Origin of the sequence: Halomonas sp. SIMBA_159 (assembly GCF_046536035.1) — a bacterium.
GTDB classification, from domain to species: Bacteria; Pseudomonadota; Gammaproteobacteria; order Pseudomonadales; family Halomonadaceae; genus Vreelandella; species Vreelandella venusta_A.
This window is the reverse complement of the sequence record NZ_JAWJBT010001010.1, coordinates 1-256: the sequence shown is the minus strand read 5'-3', so window position 1 is coordinate 256 and position 256 is coordinate 1. Positions and strand designations below refer to the sequence as shown.

The 256-nt window shown below is 69.1% G+C and carries 1 protein-coding gene; it reads right to left on the bottom strand.

The genetic code is table 11. The features are described 5' to 3' along the window. Positions 1-256 (bottom strand): ribonuclease E/G (locus R0J87_RS22300; RefSeq protein ID WP_498889044.1); only part of this gene is annotated, 256 nt, incomplete at both ends.

Genomic DNA, 256 nt, shown 5'->3' with positions numbered 1-256 from the left:
ATCCAGGTCAGTGCTCCAATCGCCCGCCCGGTTGATCAGGTCAACCACGATGGTGCCGGCAATGTTGCGCAGCCGCAAGGCACGCGCCAGCGCTTCCGGCGCGGCAGCATTCGCGGCCCGGGGCGACCCGCCGCCGGCATCCACATCCACCGCGGTCAAGGCGCGGGTCGCCTCGATCCAAAGCCGGGCGCCACGGGCAAGCGGCACTTGTGGCTCGCCATGCGCAGCAACGAAATCTGCAAGGTCGACCGACACC